The sequence below is a fragment of the Acinetobacter sp. FDAARGOS_494 genome (genome assembly GCF_003812225.1).
GTDB classification, from domain to species: Bacteria; Pseudomonadota; Gammaproteobacteria; order Pseudomonadales; family Moraxellaceae; genus Acinetobacter; species Acinetobacter baumannii.
In genome coordinates this window covers 2380492-2406307 of sequence record NZ_CP033866.1, presented here as the reverse complement: position 1 = coordinate 2406307, position 25816 = coordinate 2380492, and the positions used below count along the sequence as shown (strand labels likewise).

The 25816-nt window shown below is 38.0% G+C and carries 25 protein-coding genes; 3 read left to right on the top strand and 22 right to left on the bottom strand.

The window, feature by feature from the left end; translation table 11 throughout:
• Positions 1-29: 29 nt before the first annotated feature.
• The 9 genes from argJ to rpe all read right to left on the bottom strand — a co-directional run bounded on the left by argJ (position 30) and on the right by rpe (position 8450).
• Complete coding sequence (gene argJ / locus EG365_RS11630; RefSeq protein WP_000268130.1) at positions 30-1250, bottom strand: bifunctional glutamate N-acetyltransferase/amino-acid acetyltransferase ArgJ; 1221 nt, start codon at positions 1248-1250, stop codon at positions 30-32.
• A 136-nt stretch (positions 1251-1386) separates the two neighbouring features.
• Positions 1387-1866: a methylated-DNA--[protein]-cysteine S-methyltransferase gene (locus tag EG365_RS11625; protein WP_000927482.1), complete on the bottom strand. Its 480-nt coding sequence runs from the start codon at positions 1864-1866 to the stop codon at positions 1387-1389.
• Positions 1867-1877: 11 nt separating this feature from the next.
• A complete protein-coding gene (locus tag EG365_RS11620) occupies positions 1878-2198 on the bottom strand; it encodes a DMT family transporter (protein ID WP_000312237.1) in 321 nt (106 codons plus the stop codon).
• A 149-nt stretch (positions 2199-2347) separates the two neighbouring features.
• Entirely contained in the window at positions 2348-3343 is a 996-nt protein-coding gene (locus EG365_RS11615) for a cation transporter (RefSeq protein ID WP_001131884.1), read from the bottom strand.
• A 28-nt stretch (positions 3344-3371) separates the two neighbouring features.
• Complete coding sequence (locus EG365_RS11610) at positions 3372-4127, bottom strand: copper resistance protein B (RefSeq protein WP_001223261.1); 756 nt, start codon at positions 4125-4127, stop codon at positions 3372-3374.
• Positions 4114-6048 (bottom strand): copper resistance system multicopper oxidase, encoded by a 1935-nt coding sequence (locus EG365_RS11605; RefSeq protein WP_000018555.1) that lies wholly within the window; start codon positions 6046-6048, stop codon positions 4114-4116. Before EG365_RS11605 ends, EG365_RS11610 begins: the two co-directional genes overlap by 14 nt.
• Before the next feature lie 40 nt (positions 6049-6088).
• Entirely contained in the window at positions 6089-6484 is a 396-nt protein-coding gene (locus EG365_RS11600; RefSeq protein WP_000174927.1) for a hypothetical protein, read from the bottom strand.
• 101 nt (positions 6485-6585) lie between these two features.
• Entirely contained in the window at positions 6586-7407 is an 822-nt protein-coding gene (locus EG365_RS11595; protein WP_000216425.1) for a Cof-type HAD-IIB family hydrolase, read from the bottom strand.
• A gap of 356 nt (positions 7408-7763) precedes the next feature.
• Positions 7764-8450 (bottom strand): ribulose-phosphate 3-epimerase, encoded by a 687-nt coding sequence (rpe, locus tag EG365_RS11590; RefSeq protein ID WP_000043044.1) that lies wholly within the window; start codon positions 8448-8450, stop codon positions 7764-7766.
• Between the two features lie 184 nt (positions 8451-8634).
• Here rpe and EG365_RS11585 point away from each other — a divergent pair, with 184 nt between their 5' ends.
• Positions 8635-8907 (top strand): DUF2218 domain-containing protein, encoded by a 273-nt coding sequence (locus EG365_RS11585; protein WP_000843456.1) that lies wholly within the window; start codon positions 8635-8637, stop codon positions 8905-8907.
• A gap of 5 nt (positions 8908-8912) precedes the next feature.
• Here the strand turns inward: EG365_RS11585 and fghA are convergent, their stop codons facing one another.
• The 6 genes from fghA to EG365_RS11555 form a co-directional block, all read right to left on the bottom strand.
• Complete coding sequence (fghA, locus tag EG365_RS11580) at positions 8913-9758, bottom strand: S-formylglutathione hydrolase (RefSeq protein ID WP_001176409.1); 846 nt, start codon at positions 9756-9758, stop codon at positions 8913-8915.
• The gene (locus EG365_RS11575; protein WP_000566255.1) at positions 9727-11178 is read right to left on the bottom strand and encodes a C13 family peptidase; all 1452 of its coding nucleotides are present in this window, start codon (positions 11176-11178) and stop codon (positions 9727-9729) included. The genes fghA and EG365_RS11575 overlap by 32 nt, the downstream gene beginning before the upstream one ends.
• Before the next feature lie 136 nt (positions 11179-11314).
• Positions 11315-12106: a class I SAM-dependent methyltransferase gene (locus tag EG365_RS11570; RefSeq protein WP_000548447.1), complete on the bottom strand. Its 792-nt coding sequence runs from the start codon at positions 12104-12106 to the stop codon at positions 11315-11317.
• Between the two features lie 11 nt (positions 12107-12117).
• Positions 12118-12783 carry a tRNA (adenosine(37)-N6)-threonylcarbamoyltransferase complex dimerization subunit type 1 TsaB gene (gene tsaB / locus EG365_RS11565; protein ID WP_000770261.1) on the bottom strand — a complete coding sequence of 222 codons (666 nt, stop codon included), beginning with the start codon at positions 12781-12783 and terminating at the stop codon, positions 12118-12120.
• 132 nt (positions 12784-12915) lie between these two features.
• Complete coding sequence (locus tag EG365_RS11560; protein ID WP_002000137.1) at positions 12916-13443, bottom strand: gamma carbonic anhydrase family protein; 528 nt, start codon at positions 13441-13443, stop codon at positions 12916-12918.
• Positions 13444-13465: 22 nt separating this feature from the next.
• On the bottom strand, positions 13466-14092 hold the full coding sequence (locus EG365_RS11555; RefSeq protein WP_002000136.1) for a CoA pyrophosphatase: 627 nt from the start codon (positions 14090-14092) through the stop codon (positions 13466-13468).
• Between the two features lie 114 nt (positions 14093-14206).
• Between EG365_RS11555 and EG365_RS11550 the strand changes: the two genes are divergently transcribed.
• Positions 14207-14755, top strand: a complete 549-nt coding sequence (locus EG365_RS11550; protein WP_000006663.1) for an NUDIX hydrolase — start codon at positions 14207-14209, stop codon at positions 14753-14755.
• Between the two features lie 55 nt (positions 14756-14810).
• On the opposite strand, the gene EG365_RS11545 is transcribed toward EG365_RS11550, so the two are convergent.
• From EG365_RS11545 to EG365_RS11510, 7 genes are all read right to left on the bottom strand, one after another.
• Positions 14811-16760 carry a hypothetical protein gene (locus tag EG365_RS11545; protein ID WP_001035103.1) on the bottom strand — a complete coding sequence of 650 codons (1950 nt, stop codon included), beginning with the start codon at positions 16758-16760 and terminating at the stop codon, positions 14811-14813.
• A 19-nt stretch (positions 16761-16779) separates the two neighbouring features.
• Positions 16780-18039 (bottom strand): putative pilus assembly protein FilE, encoded by a 1260-nt coding sequence (gene filE, locus EG365_RS11540; protein ID WP_000240744.1) that lies wholly within the window; start codon positions 18037-18039, stop codon positions 16780-16782.
• A complete protein-coding gene (locus EG365_RS11535; protein ID WP_002023213.1) occupies positions 18033-19697 on the bottom strand; it encodes an OmpP1/FadL family transporter in 1665 nt (554 codons plus the stop codon). The genes filE and EG365_RS11535 overlap by 7 nt, the downstream gene beginning before the upstream one ends.
• Before the next feature lie 45 nt (positions 19698-19742).
• Positions 19743-20833 (bottom strand): IS4-like element ISAba1 family transposase gene (locus EG365_RS11525; RefSeq protein WP_085940648.1). Its coding sequence is split into 2 segments (ribosomal slippage): positions 19743-20293 and positions 20293-20833, totalling 1092 coding nucleotides; the frame shifts between segments, so codons are not numbered across the junction.
• 50 nt (positions 20834-20883) lie between these two features.
• Entirely contained in the window at positions 20884-22080 is a 1197-nt protein-coding gene (locus tag EG365_RS11520; RefSeq protein WP_212811543.1) for a hypothetical protein, read from the bottom strand.
• A 44-nt stretch (positions 22081-22124) separates the two neighbouring features.
• Entirely contained in the window at positions 22125-22958 is an 834-nt protein-coding gene (locus EG365_RS11515) for a C39 family peptidase (protein WP_000890111.1), read from the bottom strand.
• A 300-nt stretch (positions 22959-23258) separates the two neighbouring features.
• Positions 23259-24107 carry a DUF6160 family protein gene (locus EG365_RS11510; RefSeq protein ID WP_000781580.1) on the bottom strand — a complete coding sequence of 283 codons (849 nt, stop codon included), beginning with the start codon at positions 24105-24107 and terminating at the stop codon, positions 23259-23261.
• A 318-nt stretch (positions 24108-24425) separates the two neighbouring features.
• On the opposite strand from EG365_RS11510, the gene EG365_RS11505 reads away from it, so the two are divergent.
• Complete coding sequence (locus tag EG365_RS11505; protein WP_001134889.1) at positions 24426-25814, top strand: anthranilate synthase component I family protein; 1389 nt, start codon at positions 24426-24428, stop codon at positions 25812-25814.
• The last annotated feature ends 2 nt before the right edge of the window (positions 25815-25816 follow it).

Below are 25816 nucleotides of genomic sequence, written 5' to 3'. Positions count from 1 at the left end.
TTTGTCGAGGCTTGATTATAACTGAATATTTACGAACGGTAATCTGCATTAATCTTGACATAGTCGTAAGATAAGTCACACGTATATACCGTGTCTTTGGCTTGTCCGCGGCCTAAGTCAACACGAATGGTAATTTCGGTTTGTGCCATTACACGAGCACCTGCTTCTTCGGTATAGTCCTCGGCTGCGCCACCATCTTTACAGATTTGCACGTCGTCTAACCATACCTGAATTTTAGACACGTCTAAGTCTTTCACTCCAGCATAGCCGATTGCAGCTAAAATACGACCCCAGTTCGGATCAGATGCAAAAAGTGCAGTTTTAACAAGTGGTGAATGCGCAATACTATAAGCAATGTCACAACATTCTTGAGTATTTGCACCACCTTCAACAGCAACAGTAATAAACTTGGTTGCACCTTCTCCATCACGGACAATTAACTGTGCTAAACGGTTCATTACACGAGCAAGTACTTCTAACACTTTAGCGTAGCGTACATCGCTTTCCGATGTAATTTCAGCACCACCAGCCTGACCAGTTGCCACAAAAATACAAGAGTCATTTGTTGAGGTATCACCATCAATGGTAATACGGTTAAATGAATGCTCAACTGTAGTCTTTAATAGCTTTTGTACTAAATCACGGCGAATAGGCGCATCTGTTGCCACAAAGCTCAGCATAGTTGCCATGTTTGGACGGATCATCCCAGCGCCTTTACTAATACCGGTCATGGTATAAGTCATACCATCAAGCTCAAATTGTTCAGATGCGCCTTTTGGCACTGTGTCTGTTGTCATAATGCCAGATGCCGCATCACTCCATGCAGCGTCTTGTACGCTATTTAATGCAGGTTGTAAGCCAGCGAGTAAACGTTCCATCGGAAGCTGCTCACCAATCACGCCTGTTGAAAATGGAAGTACTTCGAAACTGTTAACGCCAGCAAGCTCCGCTAACTTTGCACAAGTATCCTGAGCATTTTTCAAACCTGTAGGACCAGTACCAGCATTGGCATTACCTGTATTAATCACTAAATAGCGCGGATTGCCTTCGGCAAGATGAGCTTTAGATACATGAACAGGTGCCGCACAGAATGCATTTTGCGTAAATACACCTGCAACATTTGAACCTTCTGCAAATTCAAAAATGACTAGATCTCGTCGGTTTGGGTAACGTACATATGCTTCTGTTGAGCCAATTTTTACACCTTTTACCACATGCATTTGTGGCATTGTTACGTCACCGACAGCCATTTTTAAAACATCCAGAGTTTGTTATGAAAAGATTAATATTTCAGAAAATAGCGAGGTTATAAAACACGCTTTATATGAAATATCAGAATTGACAGCTTATTAGAAAAGCCTGAAAAAATCGAGCGCTAAAAATAGCTTATTTTTGCTCTAATCTTAATAAAATATCTTTCTTATCAAGACCACCGGCAAAACCAACCAAAGCTCCGCCCGCACCAATTACTCGGTGACAAGGTGCAATAATTGAAATCGGATTTTTGCCATTTGCAGCACCCACTGCTCGCACTGCTTTTTCATTTCCGATCTGAACGGCAATATCTTTATAACTTCTTGTTTCACCATACGGAATCGTAAGTAATGCCGTCCAGACCTGCTTTTGAAATGCAGTTCCTTCGAAATCTAGTGGCAATGTAAATTCACGGCGTTTGCCTTCAAAATATTCTTGTAATTGTTGTTCGGTCTTTAATAAAACTGGATGCTCAAGTTGTTCGACCAGCTCTGCCAGTCGAACACGTTTTGGATTTTCATTGTCCCAAAGTACTGCCACCAAAGCATTTTCATTCGCAACCAGCTTTAATTGCCCAACAGGCGAATTGATATACTTATAAGACAGCAACATACTTGATCCTCTTAGGATGGAGACGAAATTTTCATTAGAACCAGTCCAGATACAATCAGTACAGCGGCAATCATTCTCATCGCACCAATAGGCTCATGAAGAAAGAAAATACCAACTAAAAATGATCCAATTGCACCAATGCCTGTCCAAACCGTATAAGCAGTACCAAGGGGTAAAGTTTTCATTGAAATTGAAAGTAGAACTACACTCAAAATCATAAAAACTACGGTAATAATACTAGGTGTTAAGCGTGTAAAACCTTCAGACATTTTCATAGAATATGCCCAAATCACTTCAAATACACCTGCTAAAATTAAAATAGCCCAAGCCATAACATTCACTAATTTTTATAGTGTCAGGTCGTCCCGACATGATTACCCATTATGGGGGAGGTCGTTCCTCCTTTATGTGAGGACTCAGTTTACTTTAAAATAAAAAATGAAGGCAAACCCGAACTCAAGCTTGCCTCTATCAGAAAATATTATTCATTTTTTAACTGTAAAATTTTTCGTGCACCATTTAAAACGAACAAAACAATAATCAATCCAATAATTAAATCAGGATAACGAGAGCCTGTGATTGCAACCAGTATTCCCGCAATAATGACACCTAAGTTTACGATGACATCATTTGCAGAAAATATATAACTCGCCTTCATATGTGCCCCGCTCTCTTTATGGTCACTCATTAAGTAAAGACAACTAATGTTGGCCGCAAGCGCTAATCCCCCAATTAAAATCATTAAAATTGAAACTGGTTCACTGCCATATATAAAACGGCGCAGCACATCAATTAAAACGATTATGGCTAAACCAAACTGCAACCAACCCGAAAGATGTGCAGCCTTTAATTGAGCGTCGAGGTTTTTACCCACCACGAATAATGCAATACCATAAATTGCAGCATCGGCAAACATATCGAGCGAGTCAGCAATTAACCCTGTGGAGGAGGCAATGATGCCTGCCATTAACTCAATGACAAACATGACCCCATTAATCAGTAACAGCCATTGTAGTACCTGTTTTTGTGCTGCATTAGTTGAGGAACTTGGTCGAACCTTTTTGGGTTTTTCAATAGGCTCATAATGTGGTTGGGTTTGTTGTAATTCGGCTCCTAAACCTAGACGTTGCAGGCACTGCGTAATCTTTTCATCTTGAGTACTGTGATACACCGCTAAGTGGCGGGCGGGCAAATCAAAATAAAGTTCTTGAATATGCTCAGCATAAGAAGCTAAAGCCATTCTTACCATTTGTTCTTCGGCTGCACAATCCATACGGGGAATATGATAATAACTCACCCATTGGGTTTTATTTACCCTAGGTTCACTTGCCACAGAAAAGTCCTGAGCTGCTACATTTGAGCACCCACAGCTAGAACAGCTTTTATTTACATTTATTTGATTCTCTTGTTTTTCTAAAGCCATCTTTGCACCATAACTGACACAAAAAACAATGCCATCAGTATAAACCAATGGCATGTCATTAAGCTTACTTTTTGTTCGGCAATTAGAATTTTAGTGTTAACCCAGCTCCATAATACCAACCATGTTCTGAGTCGGTTCCAGTTTGCCAAGCGGTTTGTTTTAAACCTTTTTCATAACCATAACCGACATCAACAAATGGCATGACCTTTTTATTGATTTCATAACGGGTTTGAAAGCCAGCTTGTAAACTCGACAGGCCTGTTTTACTGGCATAGCGAGATTCATCTTGTAAAACAACATCTGCTTTTAAATAGGGCTTACCAATCAACTTTTGAGTAAAAAGCAAATCTCTTTCTGTCTCTAGGCTTAACTTCCATAACTTATCTTCACCTACATAAAGATAAGCATCGGTTTCAAAAAAGTAAGGCGCCATGCCATGTAAGCCCACTACACCAGCCCAGCGATCTTCCTTTTCGTCTTCCCGTTGTAAACGTTCATAGTTTACCCCGGCCTGTACATCCCAATAGTCAGCTACATTGCGGCTATAAAGTAATGAACCGCCATAATTGGCATCTTCTGACTCTGCTTTTTCAACGTGGGCTTTAATGAACAATTTATTTTCATCCGTTCCCACCCAGCTTTCCAATTCAGAAGAAAAACTGCTTTCACCCTCTTCATTTTGAGTCCAGCCAGTATCAATCTTTGTTGCTTGATAAACCTGTCCACCATGTTCGCGTAAATGATCGTGTGTTAAAGGTTCTTGAGCAAAAGCAAATACAGATATACCCGAGAAAGCACCGCAACATATCATTTGAGAAAATAACTTAGTGATGCGCATGACTAGCTCCTTTCTCATTTTCAGATTGAACAGTTGGCTGGGACTGAGCGGGTTGTTGTCCATCGTTGACTTGAGCAACAATTAATTTATTCATCATTCCAGCACTCATGTGATAGAGCAGATGGCAATGAATCGCCCATTCTCCCAAAGCATCGGCTGTCAATAACGCCGTAACGGTCTTTCCGGGTGGAACAATAATAGTATGTTTATTTGGTAAATTTTCAGCTTGTTGACCATTTTCCAATTGCATAAACATGCCATGTAAATGCATTGGATGAGCCATCATACTGTCATTCACAAACTTCAAGCGTATGCGTTCACCATACTTAACTTGTAAAGGTATCGTGTCACTAAATTTCTTGCCATTAATGGTCCAGATATAACGCTCCATGTTGCCACCTAAACGAATGACTAATTCTCGTTCGGGCGCACGGGTATCTGGCTGAGGTGTTAAAGATTGCAAATCGCTATATTGCAGTGCTTTCATACCCGCTGGCGTTGAAGCATTTGCCCAGCCATAAACTGGTTCATCCTTTTTAGACTTATTCTCAGATTGAGCAGGCATCTCATGATTCATATTCATCATAGTGTGGTCATGCTCGCTAGATGACATTGCCTGCATATCATGCTTCATTTCAGACATCGCTGACATATCATGCTTCATGTGCATCATGGAATGATCATGTTCGCCAGATGACATATTTTTCATGTCATGATCCATTTTCATCACTGTGTGATCATGATTAGCCTGACTCGTCTCTTTTTTCATTTCAGGCATGGCCGACATGTCATGTTGCATGTTCATTTGATGGCCAGCATGTTCATTACTTCCATCACCATGACTCATGCCCATATCATCCATGGTCAATAAAGCACGTGGGCGTGGTATTGGCATTTGGACTGGCCCCACAGCCTGCGTATTTTCATTGTGCAAAGTACCGATAGCAAAACCACTACGGTCAATAGACTCTGCTTCAATCTGATAATTTGGCTGTTTAGGTTCCACAATGACATCGTAGGTTTCAGCTGTACCAATACGAAACTCATCAATTGCTACAGGTTTAACTGGCTGCCCATCTGCACTTACAACTGTCATTTTCAAATTTGGAATTCTGACATCAAAAAATGACATTGCTGATGCATTAATAAATCGCAATCGAACCTTATCACCAGCTTTAAAATTAGCTGTCCAGTTTTGCTGAGGAGTCTTGCCGTTGACTAAGAAGGTATAGCCCGTCACATCAGACATATCGGTTTTTAACATCCGCATCTGATTCCACATCGAACGATCTTGCCAAGTTGCTTTTAAGCCCTGTGCTTTAACTTGCTTCCATACATCAGATACAGTTTCACGGCGGTTTTGATAATACTCAGCAGATTTTTTCAAATTCTTCATAATGCTATCGCTAGAAGAATCATGGAAATCTGAAAGCATCACTACATAATCACGATCAGTTTTTTCATGCGCCGCAACTGGTATTTTGCCTTTTGGGTAAATCACAAGCGGCCCATATAAACCGTCTTGCTCTTGGCCTTTACTATGGGCGTGATACCAATATGTGCCATTTTGTTTCACCTTAAAGCGGTAAACAAAATCTCCATTTGGAGCAATCCCTTTAAAATTATTAAAACCCGGCACACCATCCATTAACCCTGGCAGTAACAACCCATGCCAGTGTAAAGAGGTATCTTGATTCTTTAATTGATTATGGACGCGAATAACAGCCTCATCCCCCTCTTCAAACTCAAGGAGTGGTGCTGTAAATTTTCCATTTACGGTAATTCGTTTAAGGGGTTTGCCCGTAACATTGACTTGTTGTTCATTAATATTAAGGTGATATTCCTTAATTGCCGCGAGAGTCCATGGTGAAACCAATAGACCAAATACAGCGACGAGGCTGCTAATCGTTTTATGAGACATTGCTTTAATCCTTTTAACTAAAAAAATAAGTAAGAAAGGATTAAGCTTTTGGTGGACGTAAGATTTCTTGCCAGTATCCGGCTAAATGCTGTGCCTGATAAATACTACTAAATTGAGATGGAATAGGAATAAATGATGATTCAATATCTGGTATAGCTTGCTGTAAAGCCAGATTTACCATCTGACAATGGACCGGGTTACAGTCTTGGCAGTGTTTACCATGTTGGTGAGAAACCTGACTCATAGATTGATGACACGTTGCCTGCTCATCAGCTTGAATATGCATAGAGTGATGTTTCATTTGCTCACTATGACACGGCATAGTATGAAGATCATGCTGCATAGGTGTCTGAGCAATAGACACACCACTCCACCCAATAACTAAAGTCATCAGGAACACAAACCAAGCATACTTGCGTAAGTGTTGCAGTGTCATCATTTATTGCCTTGAGCAATCTATTTATCTTAGTTGTATTAGCATAACCAAGTTTTTAAACAGATACAATTTTCCATCTTAGTTGATTGTTGTTAAGGTCATTAAGCAAATGGAGGCTGATGCTGAAGAACTAAGTCAATCACCTGTAATGCACCTTCTTGCTCATTATTTGCAGTTGTGTAAGGAGCAACGGCTTTTAAGGCTTCAACTGCATTTTCGACTGCAAACCCATAACCTGCTGCTTTAATCATCTGGATATCATTATTGTTATCACCAATCGCAACGACTTGATCGGGTTGAACCTGCCATTTTTGCAATAATAGCTTCAAACCATGTGCTTTGTGCTGGTCCGGAAGAATCAAATCGATAAAATTAAAGCCACTTGAGACTGGTACCAAAACCTTATCTTTTACAAAACTTTGCTTCTGAAAATGCTCAAAAATTGTAAAACTTTCATTTTCCTGCGCAGTAAAAGTAATTTTACACACCAAGTCATCTAGTGCATAAAAGTCATCTATAACCGTCAGCTTTTCAAAATAGCGAGCGACTTTAGCATAATCTTCCGCGTTCATACTGCTATGCACATAAGCACTCTGTTTTCCGCAGATCACCATTTTAGAGGTATACACTGGGTCAATCGCATTTAAAATCTCAACGAATTGCTCTTTGCTTAAATGAGCAAAAGCTAACTCTTGCCCCGCATCTACAACATGAGCACCATTTTCGGCAATAAAAGCAATCTCATGATTAATTTCTGGAAAATACGTAACAAGCTTTGCAAGCTGATTACCACTAGCGACTACAAAACGGATATTATTTTGTTTTAGTTGTTCATACTGTTTTAAAAAACGTGCTTTGTTGTACTGCTTCTTAGAATTAAGAAAAGTCCCATCCATATCTACCGCTAAAATTTTTACTGTCATTAATGATCTAGGTCTCTTACTAAAATCTTATTAAATCAAATTTAGCTTTATTTTTCATGACACTTTTACAGTTTTCTATTCAATATATTTTAAAAAGTTTTACACAAGCCCTCTCGTTTTTTGCACAGGTTATTTTTTAGCAAAGCTTAATAAAAAAACAGATCCCAAAATATCCCGATAGAATAGAAAAAGAACGCCAAAGCGTTCTTTTTTCATACATTTTGCTTAGAGAATAAACGGTTGATCTCATTTTGTTTATTTTACCAACATCTTATCCATATGGTTATCAACACAGTTATCCATACAGTTATAAACAAAGTTATCCACAAGTTTACTCTCAGCCTAATATTCTTTTTTTAAGCGTCTACACTACCGACTTTTGCAAGCTCTGCACGCATTTGATCAATCACAACTTTATAATCTGGTTGACCAAAAATTGCCGAGCCAGCAACGAACATATCAGCACCAGCTTCTGCAATTTCACGGATATTTGCAGGACCAACTCCACCGTCTACTTCTAAACGGATATCACGGCCACTTGCATCAATAATTTTACGCGCTTCACGTAATTTTTCTAAAGTCATTGGAATGAACTTTTGGCCACCAAAACCTGGGTTTACACTCATTAATAAAATTTGGTCAACTTTATCAAGAACATAGTCTAGATAATGCAATGGTGTTGCTGGGTTAAAAACTAATCCTGCTTTAGCACCACCAGACTTAATAAGCTGTAATGAACGGTCAATGTGATGAGAAGCTTCTGGGTGAAACGTAATGATATCTGCGCCTGCTTCTAGGAAATCACCAATAATACGGTCAACTGGAGATACCATTAAATGCACATCAACAGGAGCAGTAATTCCATAATTTTTTAAAGCCTTACACACACCTGCACCAAAAGTTAAATTTGGAACATAGTGATTATCCATCACATCAAAATGCACTACATCGGCACCAGCAGCTAACACTTTGTCTACATCTTCGCCTAAACGAGCAAAATCGGCAGATAAAATAGAAGGAGCAATCAAATAAGGCTTGGACATAGGTGGATGACCTGGCTAAAAATTTAAGGAGAGGCTAAAAATTATAACAAAAAAGAACCTACTTGGCCCGCTCTTCCTTGCTTAAATGACAACATTTCAAACTTGCAACGTAACGTTGCTACTATAGAATGCCAAGTGCCAAACGAATTTGTTAAGGTACATTAAACCAATGTGAGGATTGATAATGAAAAGCACAACTCATCTATTAACAAATGATGGAAAACGCATTGCAAAACGTCTAGTTAATCATTGGAAACATAAGTTTGAAGTACAAGAAACTGAACAAGATTTTAAAATCTTAATGCCTACCGCAACCATTACGCTTGCACCAGAAACAGAGCAGTTAAATGTTGCTATTGATAGTCAGTTAGATGACCACAACCACTTAGAAAAAGTTGTTCTTGATCATCTAAACCGCATGGCTCAACAAGAATTTCAAGTTGAATGGCAACACTAAATTAATTAACCAGATACCTTTTCTAACTGGATTGCATGGAACTGCAAATGCTCATCCATAAAAGTCTGGATAAAATAATAGCCATGATCATAGCCAGCATGTTGTCTTAAAGTTAAAGGCTGTCCTGCCTTTAAACATGCTTGCTTAAATTTTTCAGGGTGAAGTTGTTCATAAAATTGGTCATCTAACCCCTGATCCACCAAAATTTCATTAAATACCGCACCATTTTTTGAGACTAAAGCCGTGGCATCATGAGCCAACCAGCTCTCACGATCTGTACCTAAATAATGGCTAAATGCTTTTTCACCCCATGCACATTCAGTTGGCGCGCAAATCGGTGCAAATGCAGACACTGACTTAAACTTCTCAGGATATTTAAAAGCTAAAGTTAAGGCGCCATGTCCCCCCATCGAATGTCCAAAAATACCGACTTGTTGAGCATTGACTGGAAAACTTTTTAAAATAAGTGGATATAACTCATCGATTAAATAGCTTTCCATCTGATAATGCTCAGACCAAGGCGCTTGCGTCGCATTAATATAAAAGCCTGCGCCTTGACCTAAATCCCAATTGTCACCTACTGCAACTTGTTCACCACGAGGTGAAGTATCAGGTGTAATCAGTATAAGACTAAGCTGGGCAGCCATATGCTGTGCATGTGCCTTAATGGCAAAAGTTTCTTCAGTACATGTTAAACCCGCTAAGTAAAACAAAGTTGAGCAAGGTTTGCCTTCTAAAGCAGCAGGTGACAAATACACCCCAAACTTAGTAGAGCCTTTTAATAATTGAGAATCAAACTGATAAATGCGCTGCTCACCTTCAAAGCAGCGGTTTTTTTGCAGGAGTTGCATCGTTTTTAGCCTCTGTTTGTGTCTGAGCAATATTTACACTACCTGTATTTGGTTGAGGAAAAAGATATTTTTCCAACTGAGGTAGCATAAGTTCCATATTCTTACCAATCATCCATTGTGGCTCTGAAGGTTCTACACCTTGAGCTACTTCCCATTTGGTTACGGTTTGCTTAGCAGCATTAAACGAATCTTTCATAGAAGACTGCTCTCGCATCGCCAAATCAAAGAAAGCTCGTCCAAAATAAGTATAATCAGCTTCGTTATTACAACCGAACGAAGTTTTATCCGCAGCAGATGCCGTAATAATTAAAGTATCAGGTGACTGTAACGCCGGAATAAAACTTCCTGAGTAACAAGCAGAAATGACAATCACACGCCAACGTATCCCCGCTTTATCGAGCGTTTCACGTAACCATTTCGGATCGACTTGCCCCAAATCTAGAGGTGCATTTTCAATTTCAAAATGGTTTTGTTCACCGTGCGATGTCATATATAAAAATAACACATCACTATCACGGTTCATTTGCTGGCCCATACGGCGTAAGGCCAACTCTATACTGGTTTTAGATGCAATCGGGATTTCAGTTCGGGTATCCGGATTATTGACCAGCATCATTGAACGCCCGACTGTACCAAAACGCGTATCAAATTGTTCTTTAATACGAACCACTTCCGATTTAAAAACGTCTTGATAACTATCGCCTGCAACACCCAAGAAATACCAATGACTTTTAGCTAACTCACCATATTGAACTTGCTCTAAAGCATCATGAAGTAATTTACTTTGTGCATAAAAAGCATCTTCGGCAAAAGTAGGTGGAGAATCTTCCACTTTCCAAATAGGCTGATCTTTTACTGAAAGTTGCCAAACCACCATGGTCGCAATGGTCGCAACCATAACCAATGCCCGCTCCCACCAAGGCCACTTAAGCTCACGTGAGAACACCCAAATGACCGCCAAACTTTGCCACACAAAAAGTGCTACAAACAAACCAGGTAAAATACCGTTATAAATAGCATCCGGAATAAAGTTTAGATAACCATTAGATCCCAAATATTGAATTAAACACTGTATTAATAAAATATTGGTATCTAAAACCAACCACAATAAGGCTGGAACCAACATTAAACGCGGCTGATTAATACGCTGTGATAAGAAAATACCAACAATAAGCGCAATAAAAGGCCAAAGTGCGTATCCTATTAGACCTTGTGAGTTGAAGTCGCCAATTTGACCGGCAACAAGCCAACTATAAAGTGAGTTGGTACACCCACCTAATACTCCCCAAACAATGAGCTGAAGAATAGAGGGATGTACGATCTGTAAGGAACGTCTTGACCCCAAAAATAACCACATTCCGGCAAGCTGGTTACTTTTAAAATCATGCCAAAAGTTAATGGAAGGTTTGAGATCAATCATAAAAAGGTTTCAAAAATTTCGTTTTTGTCAGGCACCATAAGTGTATGCCTGCTAAGAATTTTAGCAATCATGCTTTTGAACTATATCACATATATTTGTACATTATTCAAGCAATAAAACTTAACCTTACATAAGCTTACTGAAAGTAAGCATCAAAACGACAAGCATCCCCCTGCCACTGATGGGCTGGTTCTTGATTTGCTAAAAAAATAGCATGTCGTGGACGTTTTACAATCACTCGCTTTGCAACTTTTTTGGCTAGCTCAAGCAAATGATCACCCAAATCCATTTCTCCATCTTCGGGTAAAAGTAAATGCAAAAGCTGCATCTGCTTTTTGACTTGGGCTTGTTTTTTAATTGCTTGTTGATTTTGATCGCGCTGTGGGAACATCGGGTCAAGGTAGACCACATCAACTGTTTTTGCTTCTTGATCTAATTGCTGTAAATAGCTTGCAGAGTCGGCGAAGAGCAGTTGAATACGATCCATAAATTGACTTAAAAATGGATCACGCTGTGCCTGAGCTTTTGAATCCTCAAGTAAAGTAAATAAAATCGGATGACGCTCAACGAGCTGGATTTGGGCACCTAGATAAGCCATAAGTAAGCTGTCATGACCTAAGCCCGCTGTAGCATCGACTAGTACTGGCTTTTCACCTAACTGACAAGCACGAGCAATCATTTCCGATTTAAGACTTGCTCGTTTTAAACGCGGAATTTCAGCTTTCCAGTCAGGCTGCATTTTCATGCCATTAGCAGATAACCAAAGTCCGTTTTCATCTACACAAAGAGCCAAGTCAGGATTTAAACGTAAAAAACGGGCATTAAGTTTTTCAATAGGCTGTAAATCGACAGTCACGCCTCTAGAATAAAGCACAGCTTGGTAGTGCTGTGCTTGTTCTTGAAAATCTACTTCAAAATATATGTGCATGCGCAGTGCCTTTAATTTGTTTTGCCCTGATCCGCAATTTTTTTCCATGCATCATCACGTAAGTAAACCGGTAAAGCATGTTCAGCATCAACCCACTGCTTTTGCGCTGCATACACACGTGCAATCGAAGCAATGTCTTGTGCAGTGGCAGTGATTGTTTGATATTCTGCATCAGTTTGAAGAAGCTTAGCACCCGAACCGATTAAGCAATGCTTTGCATAGGCAGCCGCTTGCTCGTAGTTCATTAATTTTTCTTCATCTATACACTGCATGATGCCTCGCTCATCTAGAACAAAACTTGCAATGTAAACTTCATTCATACGTGCATCGAGTACCGCAGTCACCTGTTCTAAACCTTCAAGTCGGTAAGCTGCTTGTGCGAGAGCTTGTAAGGTAGAAACGGGAACCACAGGTAAATCTTGTGACCAAGCTAAAGCCTGAGCAACAGCAGCATTAATTCGAACACCACTAAAAGAACCGGGCCCTCGACTAAAGGCAATTGCATCTAAACCAGCTACGTCAAGTCCGGTTTGCTGTAACCCTTGCTCAATCATTGGCAAAATGGTCTGGGTTTGTGCTTTCGCTCGCGTATCGAGTTGGAAAAAGAGTTCTTGGGTTTCATCGATTAATGAAATGGAACATTGCTCGTTTGCAGTTTCCAACGCCAGCAGTTTCATGCACAACCTTAGTATTCAATCAGATTAAAAACGGAAGTTATGATACCCCACTCGGCTCTGATAGGCGAGTTGTTCCTATCTAAATAAAAATGCCAAGCTGGTGCTTGGCATAGAAAATATCTCGCTAAAATTTTAAAAGTGGAATTCTTTCAAATCGGTATAGCTTTTAAAGTGTTCAGCATAATGTAGTGCGCTCAAGCGTATTTTTGCTGCGCCTTCTTCATCTAAAGTTTTTACAATTTTTCCAGGTGAGCCCATTACCACTGAGTTATCTGGAATCACTTTACCTTCCGGTATTAAAGCATTAGCACCAATAATACAGTTCTTACCAATCACAGCTCGATTTAAAATGACGGCGTTCATACCAATCAAACTGTTATCGCCAATTGTACAACCATGCAACATGACTTTATGACCAACGGTGACATATTCGCCAATATTTAGCTCAAGGCCCGCATCAGTATGTAATACCGAATTTTCTTGAATATTAGAAAAATTACCAATCCGAACGACACAATTATCGGCACGTACTACAGCACCAAACCAAATACTGACCTGACGGCCTAGTTCTACTTGTCCAATAAGCGTTGCGGTTGGAGCAACCCAGCCATCCCATGGCTCATGTAAGGCTTTTGGATGCTGCCCTTGATAGCTATACATCATAATTTATCAGTCCTGATCTTTATTTTTTATGAGAAAATTTTGGCATTCCAAACGTTGGTGCATTCAGTAGAAATGGCCATTCTTTTTGGTAGCCTAAACCATATTTAAATAAGGCAATTAACATTCGCGCTGTGAGCCCCCAAATAATTTCATTATCAATCTGCAAGCTTGGGAAGTATAAAGATTGATGAGCATATCGCACTTCATATGGCGTCGGACGCGTCTCTATAAGTTGCTGTAAAGGCACAAAGAAAATTCGATCAATTTCGGTGGGCTGAGGAATTAAAGTTACCTCAGGAGGAATAAGCCCAACAATCGGTTTTACAGACAAGCCACTTCTTGCACGTTGCATCGGCAAATCGCCTAACAACTGCACATCAAACGGATTTAAAGCCGTCTCTTCTTGGGCTTCTCTTAGCGCTACAACAATATTACTAGTATCACTAGGGTCACGCTTGCCACCAGGAAAAGAAACTTCCCCCGCATGGTTGTTCATATGTATTGAACGGCGTGTAAGCAGTACCTTAGGATTATTTTCATTCGTAATCGCAATAAGTACCGCAGCTTGTGCTTCTTGTATGCGGGTGGAAAAGCGCAATCTTTGCTGTAACTTTTGTGTTAGCAAGTGCTCTTCCATACCATTCACCTATTATTCTGTCTCTCTTTGCATCATATCTGAAAATCAAACTTAGGGAATAGAGTTGATGCGTAAGTCTAAAAATTCAGTTATGCTGAGGCATCTCTATACTCGATGATAATTATGAGTTTCTGTGTAGCGTGTGGGCATAAAACCGAACAAAAAATTCCTTTAGGTGATCATAAAGTACGCCGTGTTTGTACTCATTGTGGAAATATTCACTATGAAAACCCCAAAGTAATCTGCGGTGCCTTAGCGTTATGGGAAGACAAAGTACTACTTTGTCGTCGCGCGATTGAACCTCGTTATGGCTTATGGACTTTGCCTGCGGGTTATATGGAATTATTCGAAACTATGGAACAAGGTGCGGCGCGTGAAACTCGTGAAGAGGCAGAAGCCGAGATTGAAATAGAACAACTTTATTGCATGTACAATATTCCCCGTATTGGGCAAATTTATGTGTTGTTCAAAGCACAGCTGAAAGATGGCATTTTCGGTGCTGGAGAAGAAAGTATCGAATGTCGACTGTTTGAAGAACATGAAATCCCATGGGGTGAACTTGCCTTTCCTAGTGTTGAACACACATTAAGACATTATTTTGAAGACCGTAAACAACAAGTTTTTCCAACACATCTAGAGACGTTAGGAACTCGTTTAGACCATACAGGCTAATCAATTAAATAATAAAAAAGACCGCTTTTGCGGTCTTTTTTATTTGTTGAATATGTTAAGACTTAGTTTTAATTGCTTTACAAGCTGGAATAGATTGATCGGCAAGTTTAATTGTTACTGTACCAAATTTACGTTGAGCCAAAGCTTTATCCGCAGCGGTTGGAGCAGGCACATCCTTAAGCATATTATAGCTTTCTTGAGCTGCCGCATGTTGATTAAACCAAGCCGTATTATTATCAAAATTAATGCTTGTACTATCCACCTTATTTGCCAATAAATTAAATAGATTCAATTTCGCAGGCCCCGGAGAAACGCCTACAAAAGTTACCCCAACCATCACACCATCAATATTTGCAAATTTTGGATTAGATAAAATCATACGAACATAAACAGATTGATCACCATTTAAAGGATCATTAAATGTCGCTGCTGTGGTACCAATTCGATATTGTTGCATACCATTGTTATCAATTAAACTTGCATCTGATACCGTAGCACATTGACCAGACATATCCGTTGTTGTCGAATTAGGTTTGATATCAGTACGAATATCACCATGCTCATCAATCACAATACCTAAATTTACAGGTTGGATAGTGGTATCTGAGAAATTAAATGTTAAAGTAGCGTAAAGAGGGAAAATATATTTTTCTCCTGTCTTTACATTCCCTGATGTTTTAAAAACATTTCTCTCTAGATAACTAATAGGATTACTTTTAATAATACTCAATACCCCATTGTAGTTATCACCATCAACATTTTGGCGCCAGAGACCATAGTGTTGTGGATTACCTGTACTTAGCTTCGTCAAATACTTATAGAATGCTTCTGTACCCGCCACTCCATAATCATTAAAGAATTTTCCTTGATAAATCTGTAGATCTTCGTTTGGATTATTTGAAAAACTCAAACGGAGTGGTGTAGTTGACTGAATTTCTCGACTAACAGGATTTAACCAATTATTTTGTGCATTTACATTGAGTTTAGCTGGTTTAACTTTTGTAGTTAACAAATACGGATTTTGTACTTTGTTATCTATTACAATGGCACTTCCCTTCCACTGTAAACCATAGCCCAACGTATAACCTTGACGGTCCGATAATAAATAAAGATCATCTGTTGAATGACGTAAGTTAATTGTATTATTCAAGCATTCTTCCTGAGTACTTCTATTGCAACCATTAAACACTTGATAATTTTGAAGGATTGTTGAGTTAATAAATAAATTGAATGATTGGAAAACACCAGCATTACTTAAATTAGTCGTTTGTACTAAAAGTTTATATGCATCATCATCAGAAATTTGATTTACATCTAACCACGGTTTCAAAATACTTGCATAAGCTCCGTTTTGGAACTCTGTAGCAGTTACGCTCTGAGAAATTTTAGTAAGTTGATCTTTCTTTATATCTGTAAGTTGAGTGGGTTGTATATCACCGATGAGATTATCACCATTTTCTACACCAATGCTTTGGAAGATTTTTATTAAAGCAATCGCCACTTTAATTGTTTCATCATTTTTATCTAATGTTGTTGGTGCTTTACCTGTAATACCACTTGCTAAATCCAACACTCTTAAATATATCGGATTGATCTCTTTAGACTTACCATTAACGGCAGTAAATTTCCCAATCGTATCAAGATTAACATTTCCTAAAAAAACCTTTTTATTATCTTTACTTTGAATATAAAAACGTGCTGTATCACCAACCTTACAGGATCCTATTACAGCATTTCCTGAAATTTTAGTCGCATAATGAAAATTTGTGGCAGAACTACAATCAAAATTGATACCCGCTATTGGATAATCTAAAGCAAATTGCAAACAAGTTGAATCTTCTGCACCATTATCACTAGTAGTTGGTGTACAACTGCCAGAAGTTAAGTTTCCGTTATTAGTACCAGAATTTGGATCTTCATTAATTGTCGAACTTCCTCCACCACAACCATTTAACATCAATGCAATTGTGGTAAGAGCAAAAGGCCATAAAATTTTTTTATTCATTTAGCTACCCTACTTATTTTTAACGTAATACCGAAATTTGAATTTGTCCCTGATTTGTTAACTCTTTTTCTGTAACATCCACGGCAGAAGATAAAGGCGTCATCATAATATAATGTGCTGAAGGCGGTACTTTTAAAACTCCTTGAATCGATGCATGCTGTAACATAGTCGAAGGATAAGATTTGCTTTTAAACCCGCTCACTCCTTCCAAAATACAGCCTTTATCATCCAAAAATACAACGAGTGGCCAATAATATAGAGGCTTCTCATTACTAGAAGCAAAAGATATAACTTTTAAATGCTGAACAGAAGGATTTAACTGTACCAACTCATATTCAAACTTTTCTTTCAATGGCTTCCGTGGCCATAAGTTTACTTCCTTATTTATGCTAAGCGTTTTAATTGATTTTTTATAATCTTTAATAAAGCACTTATCTTGTTCAAAAGCTGCTTCTAGCTCTTGTGAAGACAAACGCATATACGTTGGTGCTAAAACAACAGTAGAGTCTTGGTCTTGAGTTTGTCGATTGAAAAGCTGATCTAAAGTTGATCGACTTACACCCTTTTTCCGCTCTACTGATTCAGTGCGCCCCAAACCATCAGGCATAAGGTAAAACCGCTTTTTACCTTCAAGGTTAAATTCTTGATCTTCAAGATATTCATTATTTACATACTCTACGCCATCAATAGTTGTAAATTTAGATTTATCGAGTGAAGAATCGGAGGATGGTGCAGCTTGAGATGTACTCTTTATTGGTGGAGGAACGAGAACTAACTTTTTTTGCCATTCATTATTAGATACTGAAGGGGCATTTCCGCTCTCAATAATTTTATTTTTTTCTGGGGATGTTTTTAAATCATCACTGACTACTGAAACAGTTTTTGTATTTTTCTGAGTTTTTTGCGGTGCAGTCGGTGCAGTCGGTGCAGTCGGTGCAGTCGGTGCAGTCGGTGCAGTCGGTGCAGTATTTAATTTTTCTTGGACATGTTGTTCCAGTTTTTTCGGTGAATTTTTAATTTGTTCTTTTTCTTTAGATGTTTTTTGTACAGAATCTACTATTAGTGGATTCTGCTGAGTTTGTGGTTTTCTTTCCTCTATTTTAGGGATAGGTTGTTTTTTCTGATCAATTCTTTTACTCGGTACAATCATAGGCCGCCCATCTGGCCCAATAATTGTATAAAAACCGTCTGCATAAGATACAGAAATACTGGCTATCGCAACGCATAAAGTTGTGATAGCGACTTTAGGTCGAAATATCCCTTTATATTGTTTTACCATTTTGTTCTATAGCTCAAACCAAGTACTGTAACTTTTGTATTCGTTTTTACATCTAAGCCAGAATAAGGGTTTAATAAAATATTATCGACACCACATTTATTCGATAAAGTACTCGTACAAGCTGGGATGTTGTCACGACTACGAAGGAACCCTACTGAAAGATCTAGATCTGTATCTGCATCAAAACGATAACCTACACCAAGACCAAATAATTGTGCGTTATTAATTGGAACCATGGTATTGCGTTTGTCATTAGGTATTGAACTGGCACGAGGCTCATAACCAGCTCGTAATTTCAAACGATCAGTTGCTGAATATTCAAGGCCAATCCCCCAACTCCACGGCGATGTAAATTTTAATGGTAATGCTAAAGAATTATCAGTAACGTCATTAGATAAAAGTTTAGCAACTTTTAATAAGGTGATTTGGCGGTCAAACTCAAATTTAAATTTATTCCATGCCGAATAATCAGTCCATCCAACATCTAAATTTAATTGTAAATCTGGCAATATTTTATATTTAATACCCGCTTGAAAATGTGCTGGGTATTCAAGATCCATTGCAACCAAACCGGACTCAATATCAGGAACATAACCGGGTAAGCCAAGAATAGCAGCTAAAATTTGGCCTGTTGCAGAAGAATTCAGGCCACGTACTAGCTCTTGAGGTGCTTTGGCATTATCAATCATATATTTACCTTTTAGACGCATCTTGGCTGCACTTTGATATACCATACCAAAACCAAAATCGTCTGTTGGTTCCCATAGCAATCCCAAGTTATAGCTTGGACTTAATGATTGTTCTAAAGAAACTTGTAAGGCACCCATTTTATTAAATGGGTTCATTCCTTCTTTAGCATTACAAATTCCTAATAACAACAAATCAGTAATCATATCGTTATTATCTTTGAAGGGTGCGCACACCACATCATCGACCATACGTAAAACACCAATCATTTCATTAGGAAAACGTAGATCAGTTTTCAGTGCGATTGCGTTATAGGACATCCCTACGGAAGCACCAATAGATAAATGATCATTTACCTGATAACCAAAAGATGGCGATAAATAAGTGATCCGCTCAACTGCAACTTGCTGTCCCATGTAGTTGCCTGGATTACCATTTTCAGCTCCGAAACCTGCGACTAATGGTGCATACATAGCTGTAGCATAGGTGACTTTTGATCCTGGTGGCTTATAGGCAATTCCGGCTGTAGGGGCAACTAGTGGATAACCCGCCCCAAGATCAACCATCTTTTTAAGAATTGGTACATATAAACTTGCATATTCAACATCACCATGTACTGATCCTTTAAAATCTGTACAAATATTAGCTGAAACCTCAGGACCATCATTACAAACAAGTGGGTCATCGGAATAACCAAAAATGTTATAACCAGGTGGAGCGGAGAACTCACGTTGAATATCGAAGTTAGCAAGAATCCCCTGCACATCTGTTTGCAGCCCATCAATTTTTGCTAAAGCTGCAGGGTTAAAATGGACTGCACTAATACCTGGAGGGTCTGCAGTTACAGCATTCCCCATCGATAGTGAGCGGATATCAACAGCTAAGTTTTGTCCTAATTGAGCATTGGCAAAGCTAGAAAAACCGGAGATAACAATTGCCGCCGTTAAAGGACATAATTTAGGATATTTCACCTGCATATCTCCTTATTTTTGTTTTTTCTCTGTACACGACAAATTTCACAGAACCCTTATCCTATCAGGATTCTGCTTTCTTAAAATTGCCAAAATTTCCTTAAACTCTTCTTTTTTCCCAAAACCAATTAAACGCTGAATCGCCATTTGAACATAGTCTAAACCATAGCGAAATAAACTCATTGAGAGTCGTCCATGCTTCTTTATTTTTATCGCTTTTTTTTGATTATGTTGCCATTCACCCGTTAAGTAACACCAACAGAAGCTTATAGCTAACACCGCAATCAATTTTTTCACTCGTCTAGGGTCTGTCAAGCGCGTATTTTCAAGATTAAACCCGCGTCCTTTGAGACAACTGAATAAGGTTTCAATTTCCCAGCGTAATGCATAATCCTGAATAGCATTGGCATTAAACTGAGGAGAAACGACGAGTAAAAGCTCTCCATTTTCTAACTGTAGTGCACTTATATATAGTTTCACCCGACCAACCAAAATCCGTCGTTTACGACATTCAATTTGACCAACTTTAAGATGGCGAAATAAATCACTAATTTTATGATTCTTTCCTAAATGATTGGTGACAATGAAGTTTTTTTAACACGAATGCAGAAGTTGATGTCTTGTTCAATTAACCATGTAAACCACTGCTCACCGATAAACTCTCTGTCTGCGAACACATTCACAATACGGTCTTTACCAAAAATGGCTATAAAGCGTTGAATCAAAGCAATACGCTCTTTCGTATCTGAATTTCCACGTTTATTAAGCAATGTCCAAAGGATAGGTATCGCTATTCCACGATAAACGATTGCGAGCATCAGGATATTAATATTTCGTTTTCCCCATTTCCAATTGGTTCTATCTAAAGTCAGTTGCACTTGGTCGAATGAAAACATATTGAAAATCAACTGAGAAATTTGACGATAATCAAAATACTGACCTGCAAAGAAGCGCTGCATACGTCGATAAAATGATTGTGGTAAACACTTGATGGGCAAGGCTTTAGATGCAGAAGAAAGATTACATGTTTGCTTTAAAATAATCACAAGCATGATGAGCGCAAAGCACTTTAAATGTGACTTGTTCCATTTTAGAGATTTGTTTAAGATAAGATATAACTCATTGAGATGTGTCATAGTATTCGTCGTTAGAAAACAATTATTGTGACATTATTTCAATGAGTTATCTATTTTTGTCGTGTACAGAGTTGTTTTTTATTAAAACCTAAAATATCTAACGGGAATGACAAACCAAGTGAAATATCTGGCGCATCTTCGGTTAAACCAATACCAACGGTACCGTTAACAATCGTTTCAGGTGAAACCCGAACACCTAAAGCAAAAGACAACATCGCACTACTTTGATCAGGTGATTTATAGCTTTCTCCATTTTCAAACTGGAATTCGGCATCCATATTGAAACTTTGCTGATATGACATGGTTAAAGACACATCATAGTTAAATGAGTAAGCGAAACCAAAAGAAAAGCCACCGCTAATCCCTGGATCAAATGAAGTTAATGTACGCGAACCTCGGGCTTGATTAAGGCCACTTTCTTTAAAGCCGTAATTGGCAGAAGCAGAAGCAAAGAGAACGACTGGATCAATATATTTACGGGTACTTGCTCCCACACCAACTGAGTAATAACCTTTACCCGTTGACAATTCATCTAAACCAATCTCATAAGGACTATCGCCAGTCTTCGTTGACAGGCTACCAAAAAGAACCAAAGGTAAACGACCTTGTTTTAAAGGAAACGGCTCCCAACGTGCACCAAATGAAATATCTCCCAATCCTGCAGTTGTTGTATCACGAATAATTTCAGACTTTGCTACAAAAGGAAGAGTTGCGGATAAAGTTAAGTTATCTAATACCCCATATTGCAAAGTAAAACTATTTGTTAATGTATGGTTTGCATCTTCCTCAACACGTAAACGGTTGAGCTGAGAGGAATTATCCGATAAGGCTAAATCAATACGAGTATCACGATAATAAGTGTAGTCAAGATCATAATAAGAAGAAATTACACCCTTCTTAATCAAAGAATATTGGCGCTCATTTGAAGTAAATACCTCTTGTAAATTTGTCTCCTGGCTAGCATCACCTTCTTTTTTCTGTAGTGCACTTGCTGCTTGATGTGCCTCACTATTAGATGCTGGAACTACATTATTAGTTTCAGAGACATTAGATGTTTGTGTAGTACTATCTGTTGTAGCCTCACTAGAACTAGCAGTATCTGAAGCACCAGAGTTTTCATTTGCTTCTACAGACTGATTAGAATCGGATACTTGCGTTGATTGCACTTGATCTTCGGCATAAATTGTCCCTGTAATGGCACTCATACTTAAAGCCAACACACTCATCTTTATCCATCGATTATTCATGTTTTTCCCACCCAATTTATTTATTTTACTAACTTTAAATTTGACTATTTACGCTTGTAATAAAGCCGCATATAGGTTTCTATCGGCTGTCCATAAGTCGCAGAATGATTATCGTTATCCAAGACACGCCTCATAGTTGATGCTTTGTTTGCTAAACGGTCATAATTAAACGCTGGATATTGCACATCAACAAAAGCATATCTATTAACCGTTGCATCTTCCACATGGCGCATATCTGCATCTTTTAACGCCAATAAATCTTTACGCTGTGATGCAGGAACAGAAATAACAAATAAAGTATTATTATCCCAAATTTCTTTAAAACGCCCCTCATCAAAACTGATATTCCCTAAAGCAGGGTCAGCTACGTATACTCTTCCATCTTTATAAGCTTTATATACGACAAAATGTTTAAAACCAGCATATGAAATAGGCACAATTGCTGGCTGCCCCAGTTTGACTAAATCAGAAAACTCACCTCGATAACCACCGCTTTCTAAACCAATTGCTGTGACAAAGCGTTTCATATCAAGTAATGAGAAACTTCGTCGCTCAATAATACGTTGATATTCGCCATACTGCAGCAAACCACTCATTGTTTGCTGTTCAGTTAAACTTGTTCCAACATAGCCGTTTAATAAAGTCGTAAGCGCAGCAGATCCACAACTATAATCGTAGGCTTGCCGAACAATACCACGAAACTGGTCTTCAACAGCTGGTTTTATAGTAACTGGTTCAATATGATTTCGATGAAATGATAAATTACGCGAATCGGCAGTCTCTGTATAATAAACAGTTCCCGGCGGCTTTTTTTCTATTTCAAAGGCTTCTGTCGCAAAGTAATACATCAATGCTGAGCCTAAAACTATCTCTAACATAAGCACTTGGTCTAAATGGTGGCCTAACCGGCCTTATTCATTTTATTCTTAGAGCAATAGCTCTACATCCCTGTGTGTTGAAGATACCTTTTTTTTCTGTAAAAAACAGCTTTTTTTTAATCTTTTTGATGAATGCATAGTTTTACATTTATAAACTGATAATTAATTCTCGTTTTCAAATGTTTTATATTCTTTCCTATTATATAAGCTAATATTATTTAAACAGAAAAGCATAGATATTAGTTTTATTAAAATAAATAAAAAAAGCGCGTATAAACGCGCTTTTTACAAATCTTTAAATTAATGACCAGAGATAGTAATTGTAGATTTACCCACATTTAAACCTTGAATTTCCAAATCACCAATTGAAGCATTACCCGCTGCACCTAGGTGTACGCCTTGTGCATAAACATTCATACCTTGCGTACTGTTATTTTGGATACGTAAACCTGTAGGAACTACAGAAATATCTGCATTTACATCCAAGTCACCAGTTGTATTACCAGCACCACGAACCATTACTTTGTCTAGGACAATTTTACCGCCACCTGCAGCATCATTAATACCGAAGTTAGATAGTGTTAAACCACCTTGCAAACTAGAGTTCACTTTAATCATCGCGCCTTGCGGAGTTGAACCTAACTGAACATTTGCAGAAATTTGGCCCAAAGATAAATCTAAGCCAGAAATAATTTCAGTTGGAGCTGTTTCAGTAATACCACGTACAGCGGTTGTTTGATTTAACGTACCAGAAGTACCTACACCAATTGAACCTACATGTACATCAACCGCACCTACTGTTGCAGCAACGTTTAAGAAAGCGCCATTTGAACCAGAAGCACCATTTGTGTCAATTGCTAAATCTAAAAGATTACCTGTACCTTTTTGAGTTACAGTGACACCACTAATTGCGATTGCACCAGCAGTACCTGAAGCACCCGTAATACCAGTTGATGTTGCTAAACCATCATTATCGTGTAGATATAGTTTATCGATAGTAATACCGCCTGAACCTAGAGCGATACCAATATTAATACCATCTTGACCTGTAGCAGCACTGAGCGCAGCATCATCCATTGATTGCATTGCCATTGCATTTGCACTGATAGCTAAAGAAGAAACTAAAGCAAGTTTAGTGAACATTTTCATTGAGCACTCTCCCAAGAGCATTTATTTTTTGACTTTAACCACTCTTACTGTCTCAAGTTGCATTTTTCTTTTATGGCAACCGAAACTTCCAATCCTTGAGTAGTTTTGCTTAGCAATTACTAAATTACAGCTACGTTAATTTTTGTTCAACTAGTGTAATGCATTTTTTGCCAATTACCCGACAAACGGTACGGCGTCAAACTGACTAAAAAGATTTATTACTATTCTGAAATCTGAAGGATAATTCGATTATTTTTTCCACGAAATGTTAGGGTCTTTTCACTCAACTGCCTGTTGAACTCTAACTTGTAGTAAACTATGCCACCTCTTCCAAACTCTCACATGTTTAAAATGTCTCATTTAAAGAAAAAAATCTCTTTAGAAAGCTATTACTCCGCTGCTGATATTTTAAAAAAATTAGAAGAGTTAACTGGACTTGTATATCTTCAAGATGATAACAATCCTGTTATTGGTTTTTTGCCAAAAAATTATTTAATCACTCAAAATAACCAAAACTTTTTATTCACTAAAACTGATTTAAATAAATATAAGTTTTCATCTTATATAGAAAATCTTTTAGATTTTACACAATTCCAATCTCAAGAACTAAAAAATAGCAATAGAGAAAAAATAAGTTTTAAGGGCGGATATATTGGTTTTATTAGTTATGACTTTTCTGCACATCAATTTATAAATAATCAATCACATAAACAACCGTCTTTATTTATAGGTTCCTATTATTCTTTTATTAAAAAAATAAATAATGAATGGTATTTTTTTAGCGATGAAAATAATGCTTTTGAAATTTTTAACTATCTTTCAGATCTCCTCAATAAACCTGCTAATAAACTACAAAAAAATAATTTTAAACTAGAACAAAATATTCATCCTCGCTGGTCTAAAAATACATACTTAACTGCTTTTCATAAAATACAAGAATATATTAAGGCAGGAGATTGTTATCAAATTAACCTTACTCAAGAATTCAAAGCGAATTTTACTGGTTCATTATTAAATAAAGCAGATGAGCTATGGAATTTAACCAATGCACCATATTCTGGTTATTTAAAATTAACAGAATTTGAGTTGTTAAGTTGCTCTCCTGAATTATTTATTGAATTTAATGTAAATAAGCAAATTAAAACCAGACCCATTAAAGGTACAATGCCTCGTTATGAGAATAAAGAGCAGGATTTACTTTCAAAACAAACTTTAAAAAATTCTAAAAAAGATCAAGCAGAAAATGTGATGATCGTTGATCTATTACGTAATGATTTGAGCATTTATGCCAATACAGGTTCGGTAAAAACAACAAAACTATTCGAAATTGAGAGCTTCAATCAAGTTCATCATATGGTGAGTGAGATTACGGCTACACTTAAAAATGATATTAATCCTATGCAGATGTTGCTCACTGCTTTACCAGGAGGCTCAATTACAGGAGCTCCTAAAATTCGGGCAATGCAAATTATTGAAGAGCTAGAAGGCGCACCTCGGGGAGCATATTGCGGCACTTTAGGATATTTTAATTTCGATGGTACTGGACGCTGGAATATTTTAATTCGTAGTTTTCAACAATATCAAAACCAGCTCTCTATTTGGGCAGGCGGCGGTATTACTATTGCTTCAGAGGCTGAGGCTGAATATCAGGAAAGTCTTGATAAAATCTCTGCTATGCTGAACTTGATGAACAGCACAGCAGAATAAGT

Bases quoted from the DNA above. Each gene is read 5' to 3' on its own strand.
- argJ (WP_000268130.1), bottom strand. From the start codon at position 1,250: ATGGCTGTCGGTGACGTAACAATGCCACAAATGCATGTGGTAAAAGGT.
- EG365_RS11625 (WP_000927482.1), bottom strand. From the start codon at position 1,866: ATGTTGCTGTCTTATAAGTATATCAATTCGCCTGTTGGGCAATTAAAG.
- EG365_RS11620 (WP_000312237.1), bottom strand. From the start codon at position 2,198: ATGGCTTGGGCTATTTTAATTTTAGCAGGTGTATTTGAAGTGATTTGG.
- EG365_RS11615 (WP_001131884.1), bottom strand. From the start codon at position 3,343: ATGCCATTGGTTTATACTGATGGCATTGTTTTTTGTGTCAGTTATGGT.
- EG365_RS11610 (WP_001223261.1), bottom strand. From the start codon at position 4,127: ATGCGCATCACTAAGTTATTTTCTCAAATGATATGTTGCGGTGCTTTC.
- EG365_RS11605 (WP_000018555.1), bottom strand. From the start codon at position 6,048: ATGTCTCATAAAACGATTAGCAGCCTCGTCGCTGTATTTGGTCTATTG.
- EG365_RS11600 (WP_000174927.1), bottom strand. From the start codon at position 6,484: ATGACACTGCAACACTTACGCAAGTATGCTTGGTTTGTGTTCCTGATG.
- EG365_RS11595 (WP_000216425.1), bottom strand. From the start codon at position 7,407: ATGACAGTAAAAATTTTAGCGGTAGATATGGATGGGACTTTTCTTAAT.
- rpe (WP_000043044.1), bottom strand. From the start codon at position 8,450: ATGTCCAAGCCTTATTTGATTGCTCCTTCTATTTTATCTGCCGATTTT.
- EG365_RS11585 (WP_000843456.1), top strand. From the start codon at position 8,635: ATGAAAAGCACAACTCATCTATTAACAAATGATGGAAAACGCATTGCA.
- fghA (WP_001176409.1), bottom strand. From the start codon at position 9,758: ATGCAACTCCTGCAAAAAAACCGCTGCTTTGAAGGTGAGCAGCGCATT.
- EG365_RS11575 (WP_000566255.1), bottom strand. From the start codon at position 11,178: ATGATTGATCTCAAACCTTCCATTAACTTTTGGCATGATTTTAAAAGT.
- EG365_RS11570 (WP_000548447.1), bottom strand. From the start codon at position 12,106: ATGCACATATATTTTGAAGTAGATTTTCAAGAACAAGCACAGCACTAC.
- tsaB (WP_000770261.1), bottom strand. From the start codon at position 12,783: ATGAAACTGCTGGCGTTGGAAACTGCAAACGAGCAATGTTCCATTTCA.
- EG365_RS11560 (WP_002000137.1), bottom strand. From the start codon at position 13,443: ATGTATAGCTATCAAGGGCAGCATCCAAAAGCCTTACATGAGCCATGG.
- EG365_RS11550 (WP_000006663.1), top strand. From the start codon at position 14,207: ATGAGTTTCTGTGTAGCGTGTGGGCATAAAACCGAACAAAAAATTCCT.
- EG365_RS11545 (WP_001035103.1), bottom strand. From the start codon at position 16,760: ATGAATAAAAAAATTTTATGGCCTTTTGCTCTTACCACAATTGCATTG.
- filE (WP_000240744.1), bottom strand. From the start codon at position 18,039: ATGGTAAAACAATATAAAGGGATATTTCGACCTAAAGTCGCTATCACA.
- EG365_RS11520 (WP_212811543.1), bottom strand. From the start codon at position 22,080: ATGAATAATCGATGGATAAAGATGAGTGTGTTGGCTTTAAGTATGAGT.
- EG365_RS11515 (WP_000890111.1), bottom strand. From the start codon at position 22,958: ATGTTAGAGATAGTTTTAGGCTCAGCATTGATGTATTACTTTGCGACA.
- EG365_RS11510 (WP_000781580.1), bottom strand. From the start codon at position 24,107: ATGAAAATGTTCACTAAACTTGCTTTAGTTTCTTCTTTAGCTATCAGT.
- EG365_RS11505 (WP_001134889.1), top strand. From the start codon at position 24,426: ATGCCACCTCTTCCAAACTCTCACATGTTTAAAATGTCTCATTTAAAG.